Source organism: Arsenophonus apicola (assembly GCF_020268605.1).
In the GTDB taxonomy this organism is placed as follows: Bacteria; Pseudomonadota; Gammaproteobacteria; order Enterobacterales; family Enterobacteriaceae; genus Arsenophonus; species Arsenophonus apicola.
This window is the reverse complement of record NZ_CP084223.1, coordinates 72,797-94,565: the sequence shown is the minus strand read 5'-3', so window position 1 is coordinate 94,565 and position 21,769 is coordinate 72,797. Positions and strand designations below refer to the sequence as shown.

The window sequence follows — 21,769 nt, the reverse complement described above, 5'->3', positions numbered from 1 at the left end:
TTCATACCCCACCCCCAACGCTATTAAGAATTCTGGCACGCTGACGAAGGGTCAAATTGCGGGATAAACGGGAAAACAATACGATTGTATGTTTTGGTGCTTCACAGACAAGCACTCGGAAGGTACTATTGTTCATAGCTCAACTCCTACTCGGTTAGGTTTTGGGTTAGGTGCTTGTTGGGAGTTACGATCTCAGCAAGTACCGACTATTTTTAAATTAAGTTATTCCAGATTCTTAATATAGTTAAACGATTTCCCACGCCTCCATAGTGAATGACACTAGGGTTTAAAAGATAAGTTCCTGATCGCTTTTGTTTTAAGTAACCATTGTTTTTTAATGCTTTAAAAACCCTAGCTACTGTAGCAACTCCAACAGACTCTTCTTTAGCTATCTCTCTTTGGGTTCCATGTATTTCATTTTGATTATTCTTATTTTTTAAAATCCACCCTAAAACTTTCTCACTTCCGTTACCTGTACAGCCAATCATTGAAGCTAATTCATTGAGGAAGACTTTGTTAAAAGAACCACCGTCCTGAGTTTTTAAGATGTCTATACTCATACACTCACCTGTTGTCTTGTGCACTAAATGCCATTCTTCCAAATTCAATTCCTTAACATTCATGTTCAATACTCATGATAACGTTTGTTCGATTAACCCTAACATTTGTTATCATATAAATCAATCATATGTTCCAAAAAAGTGATATAAAAAATACTGTATTATCAAATTTGATAACAAAAATTCCATTATAAACATTTGTTGTTATCAAAAATGAATACAAAAAATTTAGCTAAGATTAACCTAATATACTAATAAATATAAATAAATAATCTTATTCAATATAAAGCTTCACTCTATTCTTATTCTTACTTTAGGAACTACCAGACAACTCACTATTAGCAAACTAACTTTTACTTCCTAGTCAATGCTCTTCGGTGCTAGCAAGCTAATTCAGAAAACTGAACCAACAAAAAAAATCCAAAATATCCTTAAAATTGAAACGACCGCCGCTAGCCGCAAGATGCAAACTTGTTTTGCATCGAGGAAGCGGAATATAACCGGAAATTACAGGGAGCTAGGTCACTCGGAAATTAAATAGAATAGCGCAGTAATTTGTTTCGGTGCTTCACAGACGAGCACTCGGAAGGTACTATTGTTCATAGCTCAACTCCTACTATTGCTAGGTTTTGGGTTAGCTCTGTGTTGGTGCGTCAACATCAATACAGGGCGCTTATTTCTTTTTCATTCTTACTAGTTTTTCAGCTACAGCATCTAAAAAAAAATCATTAGCAGATAATCTGTAAACGCCAGTTTTTTTTAACTCAGATATTTTGTCAAGATGTTCTTGAGGAATTCCTCTTATTAGTTTATTTTTTTTATTGTTATCATCTGTTTCTATTTTTACTTTTTCTTGCAATAAAGCACTTTTACCAATCGCATTGAGATCAAATATTTTTTTGTTCACCTCACCACCCCGCAAGATATCTATGTGATATAATAATGATATCTTATAGATATCATTAAATCAAACCAAGTAAATTTTTAACCTCTAGCGCCAACTTCTTAATCTCTTTTTCAGCATTAGATAATCTTTGCTTTTGAGGATATAATAATACCCCTGTACCACTTTCTGCCATAACTGTCGTATAGATAGTACGATTAGATATTCGAGACTTCATTATAGTAAGATGTTCAAGTTCTCCTATTGCTTTAGTTATGGCTTCAAAGTTTTTTCTGCTTGGATGAGTTCTTGTCATGAGTACATGAGCAATTACTTTTATTCCTGTAATATTTGAGATAGTTGCGAGTGTTCTGTTAAAACTAGCTAAACCTAGTTGTTCCGTTATGTCATCATTAGCAGGTGTAATTACTAAATCAGCTAATGCAATAGCAATTCTTGTCATTTCAGAATCAAAACCACCACAATCAATTAGAATTGGACCCAATTTTTTATTATTAGCGATAGCATCGGCAAGCCTTTCTTTGCTACTAGTATCTATAATTTCCCATTTCCTTTCATCGTCTCGTAGCGTATTAATAATTGATAATCCATGATGGATGTCAATGTCAGCAATACGACGAATCCCAATCGCATCCACTAACTGAACAGCAGTAGTGGTTTTTCCTGTACCTCCTTTATTATGAGCAATCGCTAAAGTATAAGACATAAAAAAACCCCTTGATATCTATGTGATATCATTACTATATCACATAGATATCTTTTTAACTAAAATATCTTTTTAACTAAAATATATTTCTTTTACCATGCAAATTTAAAGTTAATAAGATATGGTAATATCATACAACAATAAAGTATAGTAGATATCATAAAGATATAAAAAAGATATCATTTATCCTGTATTAAGTAGATACATATCCTTTTTGATATAGAGGATTTTAAAAAAGATTCTGTTTAATTTTAAAAACTTCGCGCCTTCCTTTTTCCCGTTGCTGATCTTTTACGCCTTCTTCATATGTTAAATTTCGGTTATTAAAAACCACTACATCGCGCTCAACATCATAAAAAATTCTATAGTCAGGTAAGTCGTTAGCTTTTTCTAAGTTCTTTAACATTCTTTTGAATTCTGCTCTATTCGCTGTACTTCCTGTTTTTAAATGTAATTTTTCGAGAGAAATGTTAAATACTCCCTTATTACCACAGTGCTTCCTAACAATTTCATATATACGTCTATCAACCGCTTTTCTAATACGAAAATAATCAGGGCTGATTTTCAACATTTTTTTCTTACTCAATGCCTGATATAACCATTCAGGCAATGTTACCTCAACCATACCGATATCAAGTTTACCTTTTTTTTCTTCAATAATTCGCCAACTATCAATAAGGCTGAATCCTATACTCTCTTGTTTTTCTTGCGAATAAACAATATTTGTCTTAATTGTTGTTCCTTTTAGCCTATCTAAAGATTTTTCAAATTCTTGATATGCTCTACCACTTTTATTTCTGTTTGTCGTTACAAAAAAATCATATGGTGTGAAACAAACAGTTCTACTTATTGGTTCATTTTTATTGAATGATTCTTGTAATTTTGATATTGCATAGATCCATACATCTTTATCAAAAATAGTGGCTAGACCTATACCAACTGCTGGTCTAACCGTTACCTTTACATTTCCGTTTTGATATTCTCTAATATTAGTATCTCCTCCTTTTAAAGCGAAAAATGGATGCTCCATACTAGCCATTTCATCACGGAAGCTAGAAAGTTCTACTTCATCAGCAATGAAAAACTCTATCTCATGTTTACCTGGACGTAACGTTTTCAAATTGTTATTTCTCGTTTTCGTTGTAAGATCGATCATAGCCTTAATCCTAGTTACGTTAGGGTGCTGGTTAGAACCTGAACAAGTGCTTCACCACTGTTCAGGTTCGTTTATTTAATAACTCAACAAGTTTCAATTCGTGTTTTACACATAAAAAAACTGCATAATTTAGTAAAAAATAAAGTTAAATGTTTTAAAAAACTCAGAGAACGTGTTACACACATAAAAAAATATCGTGTTTTACACATAAATCAAGTGTTAATCTGTGAAAAACTCAAATTATATTCGTGTTTCACACATAAATAATTCGTGTTTTACACATTAAGTATCGTGTTTTACACATTAAGTATCGTGTTTTACACATTCATAAATAAAAAAAATTATTATTTATTAGCTATTTAATTAGATTTTTTTTCTTTTAACTTATTTAACTTATACATAACTAATCTTTTAACCGGAAATTTTTCCCCATTCGCTGTGGATAACTTTTCTGACAAAAGCGGTATAACCACTTCAAGATATTCATCGGCCTTAGATATTTTTATTTGTTTATTTTTCAACCAAACAGTGACCTAATCTCTTTGTACGTTGAGGTGATATTCCGCTTCCTCGCCCGTTCACTCGCGTTGCTCGGTCACTAGGCTGCGGCGAGCGTTTGGGATTAATTTTTTAAATAGATTTTTAAGTTAATTAACAGTCAACCATTGCACAACAGTGTCACTACCGCTAGCATAACTAGGATTAACGTAATCTATTCATTTAGGTGCAACATGAATAAAACAGAACTCATCAACCAAATTGCTGCAAAAGCCGATTTGACCAAAAAAGATTCAGAGAAAGCGCTTAATGCTTTCATTGAAGTCATCACCGAGTCTTTAAAATCGGGTAACAGCGTACAGCTCGTTGGCTTTGGGAGTTTTCAGGTTAAGACTCGAGCGGCAAGGGAGGGGCGCAATCCACAAACAGGCAAGGCGATTAAAATTGCGGCTACCAACATACCGAGTTTTAAAGCGGGTCAAAAGTTAAAAGATGCGGTTAAATGAACAAAACAAATAACGCATTGGGAGTTAAGTCTTTTTTAGTTTTTGATATTAATAATCGAAGTTCTTCAAAATTCTTCAATACCTACGATGAAGCAGCCGATTATTGCATTGATAACGGAATTTCAACGTTTTTAGAAGTTGGGGATTTTGAGTACAAAAAATCAGAAGAAATTTCCATAAAACCAAAAAATTTTTATTTTGTTCCTAAAAATTCAGACTCAATATATGTTGTTGATGTTAATGATTTTGAAGAGATTTGCGAAAGCATGACAACCGGAAAAATTTTTATAACAACTAATTCCAATACCATTAATTAAAAAAACACCCCTACCGGAGACCTGATAGGGGTAACTTACGAAGCTCTATTAACTCATGTTTGATATCTTGCTTGAAAACATTTCCACCTTCAAATTTAATCTGTTTTTGCCATAATTCAACTCTAAAATTGCAATTAGTGAACAAAATTTGAAATCTTCTGTAAAGTGGATAAATGTTTAGTATTCTGGAAATATTCGATAACGACGTAAGTATGCCATGTTATTATTATGGCGTTGTCCGTTAATCAACGGCAATATTTTCCCTGGTGTTGGCCAGCTATCCGCTGGTCTTTTTTAAGGGAATAACGTCCAACATTCATTAGATTAATATCATGAGTAAAAAATTCACCCCAACGCCCCACGACAGTCTATTCAAGCAGTTTTTAAGTGAAAAAGAGACGGCAAAAGATTTCTTTACTGTCTGGCTACCTGATGAGATTAAATCACTTTGTGACTTAGATAGTCTCAAAGTGGAATCAGGCTCATTTATCGATAGTGAGATGAAAAACTATCAAAGTGATATTTTGTATTCTGTTAAAACAGAAAAAGGAAAAGGCTATTTCTATCTCCTGATTGAGCAGCAGTCTACACCCGATAAGCTGATGGCATGGAGACTGATGCGCTATAGCATGGCTGCAATGCAAAAACATTTAGACGCTGGCCACAAAAAGTTACCACTCGTTTTTCCTATCCTGTTTTACACAGGTGAGAAAAGCCCTTACCCCTATAGTACAGATTGGTTTGACTGTTTTAGTGGGCGGGATATTGCTGAAAAGATTTATACCAAACCGTTTAGGCTCGTCGATGTGACCACACTTGATGATGGTGAAATCATGCAGCACAAACGAATGGCTTTGCTTGAATTAGTCCAAAAGCACATTCGCAGACGGGATATGACCGAGCTTCTGAGTGAAATTGTCAAATTATTATCGTATAATTATTATTCCGATAATCAGGTGATAACGTTGTTTAACTACCTCATTCAGGAAGGTAACGCCGAACAGCCAGCCAAGTTAATCAAAGAGATAGCCAAACAATCAGAAAAGCATGAGGGGGCACTGATGAACATCGCTCAAGGGTTAAGACAAGAAGGGCGTAAAGAGGGCATTCAAGAGGGTATGCAAAAAGGCATCCAGAAAGGCATGCTGGAAGGCGAAAAACAAGCCTCCCTAAAGATTGCACGGCAAATGCTGGAAAGCGGCATGGACAGACAATCGGTGATGAAATTCACAGGCCTTACGGATTCTGAGTTAAAAAACCTGTTTAAAGACTAAAATGACCGAGCGGCAGAAATTAACCCTCAATCGGCCTAGACGGGCTTCTGAAGAAAAGACACCCAAATCCTCACCGGTTTACCGAAAAAAGGTCTGGGTGAATCCTGCGCCCAAAAAACAGGTTAAAAAACCAAACCCCAAAAGCCTGTTAAGCCAGTGACCCAAAAGCGGGTTGAAAAGCCTCAACCTGTTGTTAAGGTTAAAATCCCAAAACCACCGAAACCGCCTAAAAAACGGTTGCCGTTAGCAGAAGCAATTTCCCAAATTAACATCTTTTGGCCAGCCCTGTTTCCTGAACATCAGCTGAGACCGATGAAAATTGGTATTCAGCAGGATATGTGGCAAGAAGTGAAGGAAAAGTGCTTACCGATAACCAGAAGGCGTTTAAGAGCCTGTTTAGGCAGTATTGGACACCACGCTAATTATCGCGCCCTTATCCACTTAAGCGCTAGTCGTTATGACAAAGACGGTCAGGTGGCAGGCGAGGTTACCCAGGCGGATGTTGAGGATAATCTACAGCGTCTGGCCAGACTTAATAAATCGTTTCAACAACCTGTTGATGGTTAGGTTAGTTTGGCGTTGGGAAAATGATGCACGCTGGTATGAGGCAGCGCTCAGTTATGATTTATTTGGTGATTTATTACTTATTCAACGTTGGGGAGGATTAGGTAATCATCTTCATGGCCAAAAAACCGAAATCGTTCCTGATATATTTACCGGTATTGCTAAACTCCATGCGATTGATAGACAGCGAAGGAAAAGAAAGAGTCCTTATCATCGTATAAAATAACCTTATATCAAATCTATTATTGAACGCTTTAACAAACGATGACAAAACAAGAACTCTCTACCTTGAATATGGCGGGCTTTATTGAAAGTCAAACCCTAATACTCTTGGATAAGCTCAATCAGATCAATCTGGATGACTGCGCAGATGAGTGCGAAGAATTACATGAAATGGCAGAGGCGCTTTATCTGCACTTGCAGCGAAGATTGGAAAATTAATCACCCCAACGAAAAAATTGACCTTTTGGGAGTGATTAATTTTTAATTGAATCATGATTTTGTGTTTTCAGCGATTTCTTTAAGTTTGGTATAAATGTTAAATAATAAAATAATTAATTCACAAGAAACCCGAACGCTAATAACGCCGATAACGATTATGGCTAAGCCACCAATGAGACTGGAGAAAAACTCCGAATAACTCCCGGCAATAATAGCCGCAATGCCAGAAAATAAAACAGCGATAATCCCAAGCCAATAGAAAACAATTATAATCTTAGGGGTTATCATTTCATCTAATCTTAATAAAGATTTCAACATGATTATTTCCTTTTTTAATTCTGTTAAATTCATTAATGAATTGTAAGATTTAAATTTCATTTATTCCACCGAGTGGATTTAGATTTAAATCTCTCCTGTTTTTTCTAATTTTAACTTTTTATATTTTTGATAAATCAAATTTGCATATCGATAACGATTTTTAATCGATGTGTTATTATTTTGCATGCCAGCGTTATACATTCCTACGGATTGCCAGTTTTTACCAAACCTGACAAAATTTCGATTTAAAATCATGGCGCCAATATGAATATTCAGACATGGATTATTTACTAATTTATTTTCTGTTAAAGCCGGATATTCTTTTTTAATTGATTTAAATGTTTTGGTGTTAATTTGCATAATCCCTAAATCAAGAGAGCCATCTTTATTTTTGTTTTTTGCTTTTGGATTGAAATTAGATTCCTGCCATGCAATGGCTCTTAAATAATCGGGGTCGAGATGATAATAACTTCCGGCTTTATCAAAACAATCGGCAAAAGCTAATTTTGAGATAACAAGACACAATAGCCACATTAAATTTTTAATTTTTATCACCCATCTCTTTTAATTAAAAACATCACAATTCGGCATATTGTCGCCCTGATAAAGCAAAAAGATTTTCAAAGAAATTCCAATAAAGACTCTCAATGTTACCTCACCAAATCCGCTTTTTCCACCACTAACTTACACACCACACGCAAAATAAACTTTGCGTAACTTTTCATTTAAATTCAAGTTATTGTATTAAGGTAGTATATATTTCAATCAAAAAAAGAGTTTCAAAAAGAAAGCTATAAGCAAGTTATAACTTGCTTATAAGAAAGTTAAAAATTCTAACATTAAGATATTGATAATAATATAAAATAAAACAAAAGAAAGTTATAACTTTCTTTTGAGTAATTTTATAATTACAATTATAAGGTGATTTATACTGAATTTTAGCAAAAAAAAATTTAAAACATGCTGGTCAGCTAGCCATAAATTGTTTTTGAAATGCAAATAAATGTAACAAATTGTAAGGTATAAAATGGAAAGTCAAAAAAATTACCCGATGACACTAAGAGTGCCTTTTTCTGTTTTGGAATTTATTGATGAAATGATAGAAAAAAAATTACAGGATGGAGAGAATAAATCAACAGCAAATCGAACCGCCGTAGCATTGGAAATGTTAAAAATAGGGGCGAGGGTTTTAAAGAAAAAAAATGAGCAAAGTAGTGATCAAGATGTCACATTTGATGAAAAGTTAGCTTTAATTGCTGATGCTGTTCTTAAATCAAAATTACAAATTGAATCAATGTTTGAATTATCGTTTAAAAATCCAAAAGAGATTGATAGTAATACTATAAATCAATTTGGTTATGAAGCGGTAAATAATAAAATAAAGGAAGTTGATTATAAAATCAGTCATTTCTTTAAACTAAAATAAAATAACGCTTTTTTATTAAAAAGCCCCTGAAATTAGGGGCTTTAAAAGTTATTTTTTGTGCTCAATAACTTCTGGTTGAGAAGTTTGACCAATAGCGATTTTTTGTGGTTTTTCTTCTTCCGGTATTTCGTAATTAAAGTTTAATGTTAGCAATCCATCGGCTAAGTTGGCATTTTGTATTTTTATTCGATGGTCAAGGTCGAAACTCATCGAAAAGCTTTTTTTCTCAATACCTTTATGTAGCCATTTTTCTGTTTTGCTATTATCGTTATTTTCTTCTTTCTCCGTTTCACTTCTTCCGCTGATGGTCAGCTTATTATTAAGCACGGATATATCTAACTCGTGTTGTTTATAACCAGGAACTGCTACTGTGAGTTCCAGATTTTCTTTATCTTTTTGGTATAAATTGTAAGTAGGCATGTCTGACAACGGTTTTTCGCCGGTTATTCGGCTAAACAGTTTATCCATTTGAGTAAACCGGTCGGATAACAGGTTGTCATTAAGCATTGGGATAAGAGAAAAAGAACGATAAGCCATATTGTCCTCCTTTTGCGCTTATTGATTCGTATATTACTTTGTTTAGTTATAATACTAAAATATGGGTAACCTTATTTATTTTCAAGGGGATTTTATAGTTAATGAAATTACTAAATATGACAAAATTGCGAATATCTGAATTATCTCAATCAACATTAATATCAGGTATATTGCAACGGATAATTAGTTTTAGTCTATTATTGTTAGCTGTTATTTTGATTATTTTTTTGATGAAAGAAACGTTTACCTTATCTTTACTATTATTCAAGTCAGCTAATCCTAACCAGACTTACCTTTTACTCGAAGGTATCGTTAATTATTTTCTCTATTTTGAGTTTATCGCATTGATAATTAAATATTTTAATTCTCTGTATCATTTCCCTTTACAATATTTTGTATATATCGGTATTACCGCTATCATTCGATTAATTATCGTAGAACATAAAGATCCATTTTCTGTACTGATTTATGCAATCTCGATATTAGTCATGATTTTAGCCTTGTATTTAGCTAACGCCAAACGTCTTGTAGAATAAAAAACTATTGATTAAAACGATAAAGTATGACTTAATGAACTCCAGCACCGAGATTAACAATCTCTTTTTATTAGTAAAAATTTTAAGTAATTCAAAATTTAGCGATATCATAATACCTCTTCATTAATGAGTTCCTTCTGATTAAATACCATTAGTAAGATCATGTTAATCTTTGAAATTTTCAGATTAATTAACAAAATTAAGGAAATTATATGTCAAGCATCAATACAGGTATTGTTAAGTGGTTTAACGCGGATAAAGGTTTTGGATTTATTTCACCTAAAAACGGCAGTCAGGATGTGTTTGTTCATTATTCTGCCATTCAGGGTAATGATTATAAAACGCTCTATGAAGGGCAAGAAGTAAACTTCTCAGTCGAAAGTGGCCATAAAGGACCTTCGGCAACTAATGTAATAGTCTTATGCTAGTACATTAATTTATATTATCGCATAGTTATCTTTATACTATGCGATAATCACATTTAGTACCTATCAAAAATTAACCCCCATACTCTTTTTCTTTGATTTTTTGGTTTTTTTCTTCCTCATGATGATATGAAATATTTATCTCATCATTTTCTTTTTCAAGTTTCGTTGGTTCTTCTCCAAGTTGAATATCCAGCATCTTTTCTTTATCATTTAAGCGTATTGATTCGAAAATGACATCTTTATTATCATCGACTTTTTCTAACTTATCTTCTTGAGGTAATTGAGGTGACGCTTCATTATCCGGTTTATTTAGTTCAAACTGAATCGTATTATCTTTTATATCGTTTTTTATCGATTCATCGAATTCTTTCAACGAATACCGATTGATCTCGTTTTCCTCGCTGATTTTGTTTAAGAAGAGGGAACTTCGCCTGTTCTATCCTGATTTTCGTTAATTTTTTCTGATTCTGTTTGTTGAGCTATATTTTTAGCAGATTCTTCATTATTCAGTTCAATGACAATCGTATTGTCTTTGGTATCATTTTTTAAGGCTTCATCAAATTGTGACAATGAATAAAAATTAATGCTGTTCTCGTCATTGCCTTTGTTCAGCACAATATAGATACCATCGGGTGCGCCTTTGTAACTGGCTTCTTCGATGTCTGTTTTCCCTGTATAAACGCCAACGGGTATATGGAGATTTCCTCGCTGAATGCCGTGCTCGTTGGTGACGGGCAATAACAATTCAGGTCGGTCATGGTGTGAGAATCTGGCGATTTCAACTAGGGTTTGGTCGATTTTTTTCGCTAATTTAGTGTTGCCAATTTCTTTGCTGTTATCCCAAATTCTGATTTCATTGCGAGCCAGTTGGTCTTCCAGTTTATTCAGGATGTCATGCGCGGTTAATCTGTCACCGGAATTCTTTGTAAGGGCTTCCATCCACGCATTGCCATCTGATAAATAAAGCTGAACGTGTTCTTTTGCGCGGGATAATTCCACATAGGTGTTATCCATTGCGGCGAGGGTACGCGCGCCTTCATAGACGATAACATACGGATAAGAAGCGCCTTGTGAGGCATAGCTTGTGATGGCATAGGTGTAATCCAGATGTCTGTCGGCATATTCTTTTTTGGGTTGATAAGTAACGAGCTTGCCGTTTAACTCAATATAGAGCTTATCGTCCTCAATCCGCTTTAACATGCCCCTGTCGTTATTGGCAATGTTGCGGTCTTTATCGGTTGTGGTGAGGCGGATTTTTTCACCTTCTGAGACTTCAATGGTTTTATCTTCAAAGAGTGCGACGACGGCAGGATTCACTTCAAGGGGTGACAGGTATTTTTCCTGATTATTTTCCCGATTTATCAGGCTCACAATGCCTTCTTTTGAAACTCCTGTTATTTCAAAATAGTGTTGATTGATTTTTGCGATGTGACCCAACTGGTTTTGCCAAAATTGGCTATCTTTTAAATCCGCTTCCTGATGGTTAATGCGTTGTAAGACAGGAATACGGGCTGATTTACCCAGCATCTGTTGACTTTGCATCACCGCATGAATGTTTTCATTTAACTGATTTCGATCGGCATTTAACGGGGTGATAATCACTGTGTTATCACGCGCTTCTTTTGTTCTCCCCACATAGTCATCAACCACCCTTTTTCTCATTTGATTGTCGTTTTCCTGTGGTTTACCTGATGAATTCCCCTTCATGATTGAGTTTTCTGGGATAAAAGCACCAACATTCCTTGCTACTCTGTCAGGGGAAACCTGGAAAATAATATCCAGTGATTTTTGCGTGTTTCCGGCAATAATTGCTTCAATGGCGGGTTTTAACTCGGGGGTTTGTCTGACGATTTCGTCCATCACCACTTTATCGGCGGCACTTCGTTGCCAGGCAAGGGCAAAAGGGGCGCCCCGCTCAAAAGCTTTTAGCTGTTTTGCATCCCCTGAGAGGACGACTCTTCCTGCATTATCTGTGATGTTAAGTAGTAATTCTGCCAGGGTTTTATTGCCAATCATCGAGCTTTCATCAATTACAAACAAGGTATTTTTATACGATGTTTTGAGATTGTTCTGGTGCTTTTCCATCAGAAAACTGGCGATGGTTTGGGATTTTATGCCCGCGGCCTGTAATTCATTGACGGCTTTATGGGTGGGTGCGAGTCCGACGATATTCATATCGGGTCGATTATTATTAAGGGCTTGCGCCACCGTTTTAAACTGCGTGGTTTTACCAACACCGGCATAGCCTTGTATCATGATTGTCTGGTCTTTTGAAGTTAAGACGAGTTCGGCGGCTTTCTGTTGGCCTTGGGTTAATCCGGTAAAATGTAGTTTTTCGTTATTTTGGATTAACGGTAATTGACTGTTTTTGCCCTGTAAAATCTGCGTGAGGATTTTGACCTCATTATCAAAATCTTCTTTGCGAATAAACCGCCCATAAAACTCGTGCTTTGTTTCATCCACGCATTTCACTTCGCCTTTTTTTAGGCGCTGTTTAAACGCGTTTATGCAATCATTAAACGAAAAATCACTGGATTTTGCGGCATCAGTAACGACATCAAGGCTATTAAAAACCATACTTGATTTTGTCCGCCGGTCAATGGCGATGTTTAGCTGTTTTTGAATATCAGGGGTGACATTATTTTTAGCGACATCAACGGCTTTTATGAAGGATTCATTGCCTTGTTGGATATCCGAGAGCACGGTGGTGCTAATTTCACTTTGCTGTAACCGTTTTTGAATACTTTCGCTATCCAAACCAGTGATGCCGATAATATTCTTCCCGCTGCGTCTTATCTGGTTGATAGTTGAATTATTCACTTCTTTTTCGTTAAACACCGCAATCACGGTTTGATTTTTATCAAGACTGTTTCCAAATGCTTCACAGTAGTGGTATTCCAGTTTGCAATCGGCTTTTGGGGTGAATGACGCTTTTTTGCCGTATTCATCTTCCATGATGATTTTATCGGCAAATAAAAAATTGCCTTTTTTTAACTCCGTCACCGTAAAGGTTTTGCCGGCCTGGATATTTTGGCCAAACACACCGGTTGATTTGACGCTATCACCTTCTCGCAGTTCTATCTCTTGCACCTTGAAAAGACGGTAGTGACTATCGATTTTATTAATTGAGAGGGCAGACGTGTTGCCTAATCGGTCTTGTAACAGGAGTTTATTACTTTGTTTGCTAATACTTTTTATCTGATACTGCTGCCGTTCATTTTCTGTTGTGCGCTCAAGTATCATGCCGATGTTATAGGTATTACGCTGATTGCGGTTAGCGGCATCTAAAAATATCGATTTTTTGGTGGTTATTACCATCTTATTTTCAGACAGCAATCCTTTTTCGATTAAAATATCACGGGTTTTGGTGGTTATTGCTTCTTTTGTTGAGTTATTCCCTGCCTGAATGATGACATCTTTATTTAAGGCATAAAGGTTAGCAAAATGATTAGCGGCGGTCTTTATTCTGCATGCTTTGTCGTGGTCAGGGATAAAATAGAGATGTTTATCGGCATTGGATTCAAAGGCGTTAATCGGTTCGGTGCCGATTTCGCGGGCGATTTCACTGGTCAGCCCCTTATTTTTACGACTAGCACTATCTAATGCAATTATCGTGTCGCCATCAGCGTAGGAGCGCCCCAGTAACGACGCGACTTTATTAAGGGGCAAATGCTCAGACTGGTAAATCCCAATTAATTGCCGTTTATGGTTGTTTTTCTGTGCGTCATTTAAATAGTCATCAATACTGATGGTTTTTACTTTTTTATTGATATGCTCTTGTAATTTATCGCTGATTTTTTTATTCGGCGTAATGATAACGGTATTTAACTTATTTTCTTTGGCAAGAGTGTGGATTTCCTCGATAACCTGAATTTCATGGGCAAACCCGCCTTTAAGGTTAACCAGATTAAACCGGACATTGTTTTGCGTGATATTTTTAGCTAATGCGCTTTCCTGTGTTGTTGTTAATTCATGTTTACTGTACCGCAACTGATGAATGAGTGCGCTGACCTCATTTTCCTGTTTAAGGTGGGTTTGGGTGGTTAACAGCGTGCTTTCTGAGTTAAGTGGTACGAGACTCCCTTGTTTAATCGCCTGGTTAATTTCCTTGCGTAATGTTTCTAATACTTTAGTCTGGCAAGGAAGGCGATTAATGACATGGGTTAATAATGCATCATAGGAAAATCGGGTGGTTTTATCGGATAGTACCTTAATGGATTGTGAGATGGCCTCTTTAAGGTTAACTACAGGTGCGGATGGGTTGTGGTTTTCTGCTTTTTTCACGTTATCTGCGGAATATCCCGTCTTGGTAAGTCTTGCTTGCCATTCTTTATGCAGTGTTTCAACATTGGTAAAGGTTTTTGCCTTACGGGTGGCTAACACGGCGGCACTTTTTTGTTTAGCAGAAGCGGTTTCGCCTACCGCTTCAACAACCTCCTTGCGTCTGGATGAAAAGGGTTCGGTGGGTACGCCTTCTATTTCCCATAAGCCATTTTTTCCGGTTGAAATAAACGAATAACCCTGTTTCTGCAAACTTTCTTTTAGGTGCTGGCGATAAATAGCGCCAAAAGTAACCTGTAAATCGTTAATGATTTCGCTAAATCCACTGCGGTTAATCTTATCTGATGACAGTGCTTTCCACCCCTTTTTATCTGACCAGGTGGCATTCATTAGTAATGCATGTGTGTGTAAATTGGGGTCGAGATTGCGATTAGTGGTGTGAAGAAAAAGGGCAGCAATTGCATTGCCGGTGATTTCTGTTTGCGTGACCCCTTTTGTCATTGAACGGGTAGAAGTTACGCTTTCAATCTCTTTGAGGGCTGATACCACCGCCTGTTTATGTGCATCCAGCACTGCGGCATTACCTTCCACCAACGCTAATACTGAGACACTTTTAGGGGCAGAAAAGGTTAAGTCATAGCCAGGTCGATGTTTATTTTTACCATTCACATTAAAACTCAAATCGGTGCCGTCCGGTAATTTTCCTTCCAGCACCTGTTCAAAGGTATTTCTATCCACCGTGCCGCTTAATCCTAACCGCTCAGCGCCTTTACCAAACCACCCAGTCCCTTCTTCACCGACAAAGTAATAGTTATCCTTTTCCTCATAATAGTTGGCACTGGTAGCTGCACCACCACTAGTCAGATTTTTAACCGACAACATACGCTAAATCTCCTTTTCTGTGCTTTTTTCGTGCCGGAGATTTTTGTTGGTCTCTTCGGCGGCTTCTAAAGATTCAGGCTCTGATGTTTTCTGATACAGTTTTCCTGTGAACGTCGAGATAGACACTATCTCTTTTGGGCTAGAATTATCGATAGCATGGGGCGTATTACTCTCTTCATTCGGTTTGCTGGATGTTGATTTTTTATCTTGAGTGGTCAGCAGTTTATCGAGCTTATTTTCAATCCCCGATTTATTCAGTTCCTGCTCAATCTGATTATCAAAAATGGCGGAGACATCGCGCTCAATTTTCCCTGCGGCAATCGTTTCATATTGCTTGTGTTGCAGGGTCAGTTTGACAATCGGCACATTCCCTCGGAGCGAGACAAAACACTCTAAATCATCCAGATTCTGGATATCCGAAAAGCTGACAATTTTTTCACGGGTATCTTCTTTTGAGAAGTTGACGCCATCACGGATGGTATCAACTCCATAGCTATACTGGTCTCGGAATTTCAGCAAACGGGTTTCGCCCAGCTCTTTTTGTACCCACTCCGCCACACTGCCACTGGGGCACGAAAATACAAGGTGGTATTCGCCAAATCCCAGATATTGCGAGCATCATGAGCGCCATAGTTCGCTTCCAGTTGTGAGAAGTTTTGAATACCGATGAGGGTTGCTCCACCAAATTTACGTGCTTCGGAGAGATAATCGCTAATGACCGGCAGCTTATGAAGACTGGGTAACTCATCTAACACTGTCCAGATACGACTTTCTCTGCTCGGTGTTAACGCCAGTACCGATTGCATGGAAAGATTGAGCCAAGTGCTGATTAACGGCTTTAAGGCAGCATGCAAACGACCATCGCTGGAAATAAAAATCCAGGCATCTTCATCGGCATTTTGCACCCATTCCCGAATGGAAAATGGCGGCTTGCCTTCTTTTTCCAATCCCTGACAGTAGCGCAAGGCTTTGACATAGGCACTTAACACGGTACGAATGGTCATGGCGGTTTTTTCTATACTGCCATCAACCAGATTAGCCGCATCAGTGCCCTGGACAAAATCATGCAATTCAGGGAGCGAAATGGACAATAACCGCTGTAATAGTTTTCAATTGAACGGTCAGGATGTGCGCGCATATGCTCAGCGGTCGCAACAAACAACAGGCGCGCAGACATCAGCCAGAAAGGGTCACCGCTTTTTGCGTCTGGCAATAACGGCAGGGCAAAGGTTTCAAAATCGGCGCGGTCTTGGCATTCACGCCATAAATCCCAGTTCGGGCAACGGGCATCCATTGGGTTTAAGATGATATCTTTCCCTTCGCGATAAAAAAGGGGGATAAAGTTATTCCCCTTGTCATAGATAATGGCTCTTTTCCCCTGTTGTCTCACCTGACTTAACAGGTCATTAATAACAGTGCTTTTCCCTGTTCCCACCGTGCCATGCAGCCCAACATTTTGTTGTTCACTGTTTTCAACCAGGTGCAACTCGCCAATCTTAAGTGGTGATATTTTACCTTTGGCTTTTAAAAACTGGTTAATTTCTTTTACTGACCCCGCCAGATAGCGACCACCAATAATCTCATTTTTTCGCTGCTGCGCGCCTTTTTTACCTAACCACCAGAACACCGCCACAATCAGGCCAACAAAGGTAAAGGAAGCGACTCCCCACGCCCAGAATGCGGCTTCTTTCAATAACACATAGCAATAAATAAAATACCGGTCGAAGCGTACCTCACGGGCGGTTTTTTCAAATTCAACCACCTGACCGGTTCGGGGTTTGACCAGTGAAAGGTAAAGGGACTCCCTTCGCTAGTGCCTATGGCTTCCTGTAGCGGGATGACCAGTTTGTCTATTGCCCAATAAGACAACCCGTGTATCATCTTCTCAAGTGGGATTTGAAAGGCAATGGTGGCAAAAAAGACAAGAATGGTAGCCAGAATTACCCAGAACGCCACAATATTGGCAATCTGCATAAACATCGCCACCATGTATTTAATTACCTGACCACCCTGGGTCATGTTTCTGGCATCAAGACTCATGATTATGTTTCCTTAGCAACAGGAAGCCCAATTTTCTATCCAGAAAGTTTTATTTATTGGGCTTTTTAAGACGGGAAAGAAATTAAAGAATATTGGCAATACTTTTCGCTAACTGGTTTTCCAGCTCCGGTTTTGCTTCTTCAAATTTCAGATTGACCTTGTTGGCATTGGACACAATGCGCGTCTGGTATTTATGACGGTTGGTGGTTTCGGTGCTGGTCTGATGTTTAGCACCTGAAGTCCCCTGTTTTAGGCTTGCCACGTCATTAACCGTGACCTTCGCGCCTTTGCTTAAGGCGCTAATCTGCAAGTCGGTTATCATCGTGAAATTCACATCCTCCACCATGGCATCGACTGCCGCACCTATTAATCCTGCCGCTAATCCACCACCTAGGGCTGCCCCTGTAGAGCTGGTATTGTACGCCAATGCTCCAGCACCGATTGCCGCCCCCAGTGCAGCACCCTGATAGCCCTGTGACAGGAATAACTGGGCGTCCCTTAAGTCCATTTTATCCGCCTTTAACACGTTAGCCTGTATCCAGTAATAGGCGGCATTGGGATTATTCACCACCGTATAGCCTTTCGCCTCAACAGCCTGTTTAATTAAACCGGCAAGATTCGACATATCTTTATCGGAGGTGTTTTTGATTTGCAGATAAACGGTTTTCTGGGAAGCGGGGTCTAACCAGATAGTTTCACTCATCTGGGTTTTGACTTCGAGGTTGCGTTTTTTTACTGCTGTGCTGACTGCGCTACAGCCGGTCAGGGCTAATGAACTGGAAATTAAACTCACCAGCACTAAACGCTTAAACGTTGATGCCATTTTTTAAAAACTCCTTGTTAAAGTTATAATGAATTACTTGAACAGGATACTGTTCAAGTAAAAGGGTAATAAAGACGGTTATATCTGAGAATTAACTATCACGACGGCTATAGTCATCATGATCAAACCCACTTGTCGTGCTGAAATCATTGTCATAGTGACTAGATGAATTAAGTGATGAATCATCATAAGAACTATCAAACGAATAGGAAGATAGAGATCCGCCTATATCATAACTGCTGGAACCATACATATTTCCAGCACAATCTGAACCACATCCACTCATGGACAGCCCTGTGGCGGGATTAGTCTCTAATCTATCAGTGATATCATCATCAAAAAGATTGCTGCTTGAGCTTTCACTATTGAAAGGAGAAAAGCTATGTGATGAATGATGTGAATATCCATTCCGTTGCCAATCTTGAGGCGCGTAAGAAAAAAGAATGGCTGCCGCAATAAATAACGAAATGATTGCGGATAGTATTATCCCTCCGTAGATAACTTCTGAAAGCACATATCCATCATTTTTTGCCGATATTTCTAAAAACTCTCTTGAGAGAATTAAAATATTTCCGATAAAAAAACCAAATAACAATGGATACTTAAATACTTTCTCACTTTCCCGCCAATTTTTTGAAAAAAAACAAAATAAAGCGCTCAGGTTAATGACACTCATAGCGATCATCGAAGAGGCTTGCTTAAAGTAGAACAAAAACAGCGTTTCGAGGATGACTATTGTGATGATAAATGCAATAAATCTCATTGTGATTTTCCTCCTTTATCCTCGTACCTTTTAAGATTAGCCGATTTTTCCTTATTTATCGCCTTTTCATTCGCCATTATTCTATCCTGAGTGGGTGCCACATTATGGCCAAAATCGGTTTGCTCTGCCCGTATCGCTTTCGCGTATTCGCCGGTATTGGCCTCAGCAGATTCAACTAAACTAACCGTGTTTCTTTCACCCGTTTCAGGGTTAACGATGGTCTGGTGTTGCCGAATCTGGCCTTTATCGGCCATTTTTTCCAATTGTGCCGCACTTTGATCAAAGCCGGCTGGATTATATTGGCTGGCATCATGAGCTACCTGCATACCCTGATAATGACTGGCCACTACTGCTTGACTGGCGAAATGATTATGGCGGATATCATCGGCTATCCTGTCACTGAACTCGCTGACCAGCGCTTCACGTTGTGCCCTGACCGCAGGTGTTCCCGCATCCGTTAATACACGACCTGCCTCAGCTTCACCTAAACGCGAATACGCAAACTGGGTAAATTCCTGCTCCAGGCGGTGGGAAGCACTTAAACGTTCGGTTTCGGTTAAATTGGCTTGTTCCGAGATAGTTTGCTCTTTGGTTTGGCTTGCGGTAAATCCAGCGAAGTTTTCGCTGGTATTTTGCAGTGAGGCTCGTAGATCTCTCACTAGAGAACGCGTTTCTGAATTAGATATACGACTAATGTCATCATCTGTCATGTTCTTAATAACGGTTGCGGATTGACTCGATGCAAAATCTTTTGCAGATTGCATATCTTCGCTGGTTTTATTGCTTTTTGATGCAGAGTCTGTGTTTGTATCACGCCATTCATGATTGTATCTTGCATTCGCATCCAACTCCACGCTGGCTTTTGCGCTTGATCCCTTACTAACACTCAGACTCCTTTAGCACCAAAACCAAAACCAGCTACATCGGTACTATCCGTTGAAGTTCTATATTCTCTCGCTGTACTGTTAGTTGAAGACATGGCTTCTTTTGCATATTGGGATTGTCGGTGAACATCTTCAATGGCTTGGCGTTGTTCACTGGATAATTTACTGTCTTGCGACCCTTGTTTACTAAACTGGTTACTGAGTGCGGTTGAGATATTGTAGGTGTCCGATATGGCACTTTTTAATCCCTGATGATAGCTTTCAGTTTCACGGTGTTGACTGCTTAAGGCTTTGCTAAAGCTGGTATCGAGCATTGAACTGGTATCCAGGCTAAAGGGCAGTTTCGAGATGGATTGCGTGGTATCGACAATATGCTGACCACTTTGGGTGGTGCTAATCATCGCCCCGTTATCGATTTGCTGGCTGGAGAGTCCGGCTTTGAAACTGCGGTTTAAATCGGTTTTAAAGCCATTAATGTTTTCCACCTGCATATTGGCCATGTTATAATTACCACTGGCCACCGCTCCTGCATCCGCGGTGGTTGCCCCTGCCAGAGCATTACCCAGATAAGAGCCAGCGCTGGCAATCTGTTGGCCAAGTGAGGTGAAGAGTTTAAAACTTAAAACGGAATAGACATCATCAACCAGCCGGCAATGCCTGCCGTAGTGCTGCCGGTCTGGGTGAGTCTGTCTAGATTAGAAAACGTTACATTTTCGCCATTTAGCGTGGTGGCCATCATGAAATTGTAAACATGATTAAAGATAGCAAACATCACAGGCCATAACATGAGGCTGCCCATGACGTTAAGGTAATTAATTATCACTTTTGTGGTAATTTCTCTTACAAAAAGCGCTAAAACCATAATCGGAAAGAGCGAAATACATAAAAGCATCAGCACGGTATTGAGTTGCGGCAGCATTTCACTGGCCAGATGATAACTGGCCTGATGTGATAGCCGCATTTTGGCCAGCGACTGCTCGGTGGTCATCAAATTTAACCCTGCGGGGTCGTTCATCGCGGCCATATAGGCATTAAAGCCTTTTCGTAAGCCTGCTATCATGATGTTCTGTTTTAAAATATCGGCGGCAGACTGACTTGCTTTCATAAAGTAGTTATAGCTGCCTTCGAGCATATGCGGTAACACCACTGAGGCATCGTGGCGGCCTGGAAAGAGTTTTCTGGCATAAAACATCAGCGTGCTCCCGCTTCCGGTGGTATCGAGATTAAGCAGCGCTTTAAGTTTTACCGTGGCTTGCTGGCAGGTCATAAACTGACTGCGTGCCCCTTCGGTATTTTCAGACTCCCAGCCCTGATAATAAATCCCTCTTAAGGGGCTCGGTTTTGAGAAAATCAGGCTATAAATATCACGGGTATGGAGTAGCTGGCTTAAACTGTATTTGTGGTTTAGCTGGATATCAGGAATAACACAGTTTTTGACATATTCACTGAAATTGGCATTAATCTCAGGGCTGTGACTGTGAAAGGTGAGGGATTCCTGCATCAGTTTCTGGCCAAACATCAAACCGGTTTTACTGTAGGCGACACTCTCTGGCAGATGGAAAAAGTCATCATAAAAGATGGCCGCTGAATGGCCGATACCGGTCAGTAGCCAAAGTGGTGTGGCCAGTCCGACTGGCACATTATCCACCCGATTGATTTTGTCTGGCCTTGTCAGGTCGTTGACCACCACCGTGACTTTCGGTGTAAGCAATAATGCCGTCACACAAACGAAGGTGAATCCCCAGGCAAAAAGTCCCTTTAAGTCATGGGTTTTAACGTACGTCATGACGCAGGTTAAAATACCGAGCGTTTCCGCCAGATAAAGCAACCCACCCCAAGTGCGGTGATTAACCATGGCGGTCACTGCATTCAAGGTTTGGGTCACCATATCACCCCCACTAATAAACCAGGTATCCAGTACCATC

General features: G+C 38.6%; 29 protein-coding genes. 10 read left to right on the top strand and 19 right to left on the bottom strand.

Features of this window, described 5'->3' with window-relative positions:
* Position 1: 1 nt before the first annotated feature.
* The 6 genes from LDL57_RS17860 to LDL57_RS16125 all read right to left on the bottom strand — a co-directional run bounded on the left by LDL57_RS17860 (position 2) and on the right by LDL57_RS16125 (position 3,847).
* Entirely contained in the window at positions 2-136 is a 135-nt protein-coding gene (locus LDL57_RS17860; protein ID WP_255498961.1) for a hypothetical protein, read from the bottom strand.
* 76 nt (positions 137-212) lie between these two features.
* Positions 213-602 carry a replication/maintenance protein RepL gene (locus tag LDL57_RS16145; RefSeq protein ID WP_225507677.1) on the bottom strand — a complete coding sequence of 130 codons (390 nt, stop codon included), beginning with the start codon at positions 600-602 and terminating at the stop codon, positions 213-215.
* A gap of 631 nt (positions 603-1,233) precedes the next feature.
* Positions 1,234-1,467: a hypothetical protein gene (locus LDL57_RS16140; protein WP_225507675.1), complete on the bottom strand. Its 234-nt coding sequence runs from the start codon at positions 1,465-1,467 to the stop codon at positions 1,234-1,236.
* Between the two features lie 55 nt (positions 1,468-1,522).
* Positions 1,523-2,170: a ParA family protein gene (locus LDL57_RS16135; RefSeq protein WP_225507673.1), complete on the bottom strand. Its 648-nt coding sequence runs from the start codon at positions 2,168-2,170 to the stop codon at positions 1,523-1,525.
* A gap of 229 nt (positions 2,171-2,399) precedes the next feature.
* A complete protein-coding gene (locus LDL57_RS16130) occupies positions 2,400-3,326 on the bottom strand; it encodes a replication initiator protein A (protein ID WP_225507671.1) in 927 nt (308 codons plus the stop codon).
* Between the two features lie 359 nt (positions 3,327-3,685).
* Positions 3,686-3,847, bottom strand: a complete 162-nt coding sequence (locus LDL57_RS16125) for a hypothetical protein (RefSeq protein WP_225507669.1) — start codon at positions 3,845-3,847, stop codon at positions 3,686-3,688.
* 210 nt (positions 3,848-4,057) lie between these two features.
* Here LDL57_RS16125 and hbs point away from each other — a divergent pair, with 210 nt between their 5' ends.
* The 6 genes from hbs (at position 4,058) to LDL57_RS16095 (ending at position 6,926) form a co-directional block, all read left to right on the top strand.
* On the top strand, positions 4,058-4,330 hold the full coding sequence (hbs, locus tag LDL57_RS16120) for a non-specific DNA-binding protein Hbs (protein WP_225507667.1): 273 nt from the start codon (positions 4,058-4,060) through the stop codon (positions 4,328-4,330).
* Complete coding sequence (locus LDL57_RS16115) at positions 4,327-4,647, top strand: hypothetical protein (protein WP_225507665.1); 321 nt, start codon at positions 4,327-4,329, stop codon at positions 4,645-4,647. Before hbs ends, LDL57_RS16115 begins: the two co-directional genes overlap by 4 nt.
* A 332-nt stretch (positions 4,648-4,979) precedes the next feature.
* A complete protein-coding gene (locus LDL57_RS16110; RefSeq protein ID WP_225507663.1) occupies positions 4,980-5,921 on the top strand; it encodes an Rpn family recombination-promoting nuclease/putative transposase in 942 nt (313 codons plus the stop codon).
* Between the two features lie 156 nt (positions 5,922-6,077).
* Positions 6,078-6,488, top strand: coding sequence for a ProQ/FINO family protein (locus tag LDL57_RS16105; RefSeq protein ID WP_225507661.1), 411 nt, complete (start codon positions 6,078-6,080; stop codon positions 6,486-6,488).
* A complete protein-coding gene (locus LDL57_RS16100; RefSeq protein WP_180559254.1) occupies positions 6,481-6,711 on the top strand; it encodes a hypothetical protein in 231 nt (76 codons plus the stop codon). Before LDL57_RS16105 ends, LDL57_RS16100 begins: the two co-directional genes overlap by 8 nt.
* Positions 6,712-6,749: 38 nt before the next feature.
* Positions 6,750-6,926 (top strand): Rop family plasmid primer RNA-binding protein, encoded by a 177-nt coding sequence (locus tag LDL57_RS16095; RefSeq protein WP_225507659.1) that lies wholly within the window; start codon positions 6,750-6,752, stop codon positions 6,924-6,926.
* A gap of 51 nt (positions 6,927-6,977) precedes the next feature.
* On the opposite strand, the gene LDL57_RS16090 is transcribed toward LDL57_RS16095, so the two are convergent.
* Together LDL57_RS16090 and LDL57_RS16085 are read right to left on the bottom strand one after the other, a co-directional pair.
* Positions 6,978-7,304, bottom strand: a complete 327-nt coding sequence (locus LDL57_RS16090) for a DUF4282 domain-containing protein (protein WP_225507657.1) — start codon at positions 7,302-7,304, stop codon at positions 6,978-6,980.
* Positions 7,305-7,328: 24 nt separating this feature from the next.
* Complete coding sequence (locus LDL57_RS16085; protein WP_225507655.1) at positions 7,329-7,799, bottom strand: lytic transglycosylase domain-containing protein; 471 nt, start codon at positions 7,797-7,799, stop codon at positions 7,329-7,331.
* 472 nt (positions 7,800-8,271) lie between these two features.
* Here LDL57_RS16085 and LDL57_RS16080 point away from each other — a divergent pair, with 472 nt between their 5' ends.
* Entirely contained in the window at positions 8,272-8,670 is a 399-nt protein-coding gene (locus LDL57_RS16080; RefSeq protein ID WP_225507653.1) for a relaxosome protein TraM, read from the top strand.
* Positions 8,671-8,718: 48 nt separating this feature from the next.
* Here the strand turns inward: LDL57_RS16080 and LDL57_RS16075 are convergent, their stop codons facing one another.
* Positions 8,719-9,207, bottom strand: a complete 489-nt coding sequence (locus LDL57_RS16075; protein ID WP_225507651.1) for an Hsp20 family protein — start codon at positions 9,205-9,207, stop codon at positions 8,719-8,721.
* A gap of 131 nt (positions 9,208-9,338) precedes the next feature.
* On the opposite strand from LDL57_RS16075, the gene psiE reads away from it, so the two are divergent.
* Positions 9,339-9,743, top strand: a complete 405-nt coding sequence (gene psiE, locus LDL57_RS16070; RefSeq protein ID WP_225507755.1) for a phosphate-starvation-inducible protein PsiE — start codon at positions 9,339-9,341, stop codon at positions 9,741-9,743.
* Positions 9,744-9,955: 212 nt separating this feature from the next.
* Entirely contained in the window at positions 9,956-10,171 is a 216-nt protein-coding gene (cspE, locus tag LDL57_RS16065) for a transcription antiterminator/RNA stability regulator CspE (protein ID WP_225507649.1), read from the top strand.
* Between the two features lie 70 nt (positions 10,172-10,241).
* Here cspE and LDL57_RS16060 read toward each other — a convergent pair whose 3' ends face one another.
* From LDL57_RS16060 to LDL57_RS17845, 5 genes are read right to left on the bottom strand one after another with little or no spacing between them, the layout of a single operon-like run.
* Positions 10,242-10,544: a hypothetical protein gene (locus LDL57_RS16060; protein ID WP_225507647.1), complete on the bottom strand. Its 303-nt coding sequence runs from the start codon at positions 10,542-10,544 to the stop codon at positions 10,242-10,244.
* 38 nt (positions 10,545-10,582) lie between these two features.
* Entirely contained in the window at positions 10,583-15,334 is a 4,752-nt protein-coding gene (mobF, locus tag LDL57_RS16055; protein WP_225507645.1) for a MobF family relaxase, read from the bottom strand.
* 3 nt (positions 15,335-15,337) lie between these two features.
* Positions 15,338-15,892: a type IV secretion system DNA-binding domain-containing protein gene (locus LDL57_RS17855; RefSeq protein ID WP_255653927.1), complete on the bottom strand. Its 555-nt coding sequence runs from the start codon at positions 15,890-15,892 to the stop codon at positions 15,338-15,340.
* A complete protein-coding gene (locus LDL57_RS17850) occupies positions 15,847-16,404 on the bottom strand; it encodes a type IV secretion system DNA-binding domain-containing protein (RefSeq protein WP_255653926.1) in 558 nt (185 codons plus the stop codon). The genes LDL57_RS17855 and LDL57_RS17850 overlap by 46 nt, the downstream gene beginning before the upstream one ends.
* Positions 16,350-17,096, bottom strand: coding sequence for a type IV secretion system DNA-binding domain-containing protein (locus LDL57_RS17845; protein WP_255653925.1), 747 nt, complete (start codon positions 17,094-17,096; stop codon positions 16,350-16,352). The genes LDL57_RS17850 and LDL57_RS17845 overlap by 55 nt, the downstream gene beginning before the upstream one ends.
* A gap of 110 nt (positions 17,097-17,206) precedes the next feature.
* Between LDL57_RS17845 and LDL57_RS16045 the strand changes: the two genes are divergently transcribed.
* On the top strand, positions 17,207-17,443 hold the full coding sequence (locus tag LDL57_RS16045) for a hypothetical protein (RefSeq protein WP_225507643.1): 237 nt from the start codon (positions 17,207-17,209) through the stop codon (positions 17,441-17,443).
* Positions 17,444-17,456: 13 nt separating this feature from the next.
* Here the strand turns inward: LDL57_RS16045 and traT are convergent, their stop codons facing one another.
* The 5 genes from traT to LDL57_RS16020 form a co-directional block, all read right to left on the bottom strand.
* Entirely contained in the window at positions 17,457-18,197 is a 741-nt protein-coding gene (gene traT / locus LDL57_RS16040) for a complement resistance protein TraT (RefSeq protein ID WP_225507641.1), read from the bottom strand.
* Positions 18,198-18,288: 91 nt separating this feature from the next.
* On the bottom strand, positions 18,289-18,960 hold the full coding sequence (locus LDL57_RS16035; protein WP_225507639.1) for a hypothetical protein: 672 nt from the start codon (positions 18,958-18,960) through the stop codon (positions 18,289-18,291).
* Positions 18,957-19,814, bottom strand: coding sequence for a hypothetical protein (locus LDL57_RS16030; protein WP_225507638.1), 858 nt, complete (start codon positions 19,812-19,814; stop codon positions 18,957-18,959). Before LDL57_RS16030 ends, LDL57_RS16035 begins: the two co-directional genes overlap by 4 nt.
* Before the next feature lie 32 nt (positions 19,815-19,846).
* The gene (locus LDL57_RS16025; RefSeq protein WP_225507636.1) at positions 19,847-20,365 is read right to left on the bottom strand and encodes a hypothetical protein; all 519 of its coding nucleotides are present in this window, start codon (positions 20,363-20,365) and stop codon (positions 19,847-19,849) included.
* A 98-nt stretch (positions 20,366-20,463) separates the two neighbouring features.
* On the bottom strand, positions 20,464-21,768 hold the full coding sequence (locus LDL57_RS16020) for a conjugal transfer protein TraG N-terminal domain-containing protein (protein ID WP_225507634.1): 1,305 nt from the start codon (positions 21,766-21,768) through the stop codon (positions 20,464-20,466).
* Position 21,769 lies beyond the last annotated feature (1 nt).